Annotated in this window: 1 protein-coding gene and 1 pseudogene; both read left to right on the top strand. The window is 72.2% G+C overall.

Features of this window, described 5'->3' with window-relative positions; all coding sequences use genetic code 11:
* The coding region (locus AC27IQ_RS22715) for an MFS transporter (RefSeq protein WP_487090889.1) at positions 1 to 917 on the top strand (917 nt) is incomplete at its 5' end.
* Positions 918 to 1,982: 1,065 nt separating this feature from the next.
* Positions 1,983 to 2,334: pseudogene (locus AC27IQ_RS22710) on the top strand (methyl-accepting chemotaxis protein); the annotation flags it as partial.

Below are 2,334 nucleotides of genomic sequence, written 5' to 3'. Positions count from 1 at the left end.
CACTGGCCGCGCTCACGCTCGGGCTGGCGCGCAGCGCCGGCCTGCGCCACCAGACCGGCCGCAACGAGGCCTACAGCCACGCCGGCAACATCGTGTCCGCGCTGGGGGCCGCGGCCTTCGCACACTGGATGGGCGCGCCCTGGATGCTCGTCGTCATGACCGCCATGGCCGTGGGTGCGCTGGCCTGCCTGCGGGCGATCCGGCCCGGCGACATCGACCATGTGGCCGCGCGCGGCGCCGAAGCCGACAGTGCCAAGCCTGCCCCCTCCTCCCATCCCGAAGCCGTGGCACCCGAAGGTTTTCGCGCGTTTCTGGGCCACCGCGCGCTGTGGTGCTTCGGGCTGGCTTGCGCGCTCTTTCATCTGGGCAATGCGTCCATGCTGCCGCTGCTGAACCAGCGGCTCGCCGCCACGGTGCCCGACTCGTCCCCGCTGCTGTGGACGGGCGTCGCCATCGTGGTCGCCCAACTCACCATGGTGCCGGTGGCCCTGTGGGTGTCGCGCAGCCGGCGGTGGGACCTGCAGGTGTTCGTCTACATCGCCATCCTGGCGCTCCCGGTGCGGGGCGTCATCGCCTGGGCCATCCCCGATGCCTGGGCCAACATCCCGGTGCAGGTGCTCGACGGCCTGGCGGCCGGCGCGCTGGGCGTGGCCACGCCACTGATGGTGGAACGGTACGTGCGCGGCAGCGGCCGCTACAACACCGCGCTGGGGCTGGTGATGACGCTGCAAGGCGTGGGCGCCGCGCTGAGCCCCGCTGTTGCCAACAGCGTGGTCGGGGCGCAGGGGCATTTCGGCCTCGCGTTCGCCGTGCTGGCGGGCTGCGCGGTGCTGGCCCTGCCGGTCTTCTGGCTGGCACAGCGGACTGCGGGCCGCCGCGGCGCGGCAACCGCACCGCCGCCGCCCTTGCCGGCCTGAGCGGGAAGGCCCCTCCCACGCCGTTCCGATTGACGCCTGCGGGCCTGCTGCGTTACAACATGTTTCCTGCCGCGTCCCGATGGCTGATACCGATTCTCCGGTGCAACCCCTGCGTTGCCTGCCCCCGCGGCCTGTCCCAACCGAAACTGCAGGGAGCACTCCGCATGGCACGACGCGACGGCATCCACGACATCTCCATGGGCGCGCACGACGCCCTGCATGCGATCGGCCGCCGGGCTGACGCCCTGTTGCTGGGCATCGTCGCCCTGGGCGGGGCCGTCGCCCTCTGGATCGGCGTGGTGCACGGCCGGCCCGGCACCGCCGCGCTGTGGGGCCTGGGGCTGACGGGCCTGGCCGCCCTGGCCTACCTGCTGGCACGCGGCACGCTGCTCAGCCGGCTGGCCATGGTGGTGGCCGGCATGGGCATGGTGGCGCTGCACATCCAGCTCAGCCTGGGCGCCACCGAAATGCACTTCGGCGTGTTCGTGTTCCTGGCCTTCCTGCTGGCCTACCGCGACTGGCGGCCCATCCTCTTCGCGGCGGGGCTGATCGCCGTGCACCACATCGCGTTCGACCGGCTGCAACTGGCGGGGCTGCCGATCTATTGCCTGACCGAGCCCGACTTCGGCCGCATCCTCATCCATGCCAGCTTCGTGGTGGTGCAGACCGCCGTGGAAGTAGGCATTGCCCTGCGCACGCGGGCCGACGCCATCGAGTCGGCCGAGCTGCAGCAGCTGTGCCGCCTGCAGCCGAACGGCCAGCTGTCGCTGGACGTGGGCCACGTGGCCGTGCGCAGCGCGGCGGCCCGGGCGCTGCAGGGGTGCCTTGGGGCGTCTCAATGGCGTGGTGGCCGACGTGCACCAGGCCGCGGCCGGCCTGGCGTCGGCCTCGGGCGAGATCGCCTCCGGCAACCGCGACCTGAGCCAGCGCACCGAGCGCACCGCCTCGCACCTGCAGGAGGCCGCCGCATCCATGGAGCAGCTGGACGGCGTGGTGCGCCACAGCGTGCAGGAGGCCGTGGCCGCGCGCCGCCTGACGCAGGAGGCCACGCAATTGGCCGAACGATGCGGCGGCGTGGTGACGGAGGTGGTGGCCACCATGGAGGGCATCCATTCCAGCGCCGGCCGCATTGCCGACATCGTGGGCGTGATCGACGGCATCGCCTTCCAGACCAACATCCTGGCGTTCAACGCCGCCGTGGAAGCCGCCCGTGCCGGCGAGCAGGGCCGGGGCTTCGCCGTCGTGGCCAGCGAAGTGCGCAGCCTCGCGCAGCGCAGCGCCGACGCCGCCAAGGAGATCAAGGGCCTCATCACCGACAGCGTGCAGAAGGTGGACGCGGGCAGCCAGCAGGTGGAAGAGGCCGGCCGCACCATGGCCGACATCGTGGCGCAGGTCAAGCGCGTGAACGACCTCATCA

Source organism: Acidovorax sp. KPB24-07, from assembly GCF_057543315.1.
Note: the sequence above shows the minus strand (reverse complement) of the source record. Positions and strands in the feature narration are given on the sequence as shown.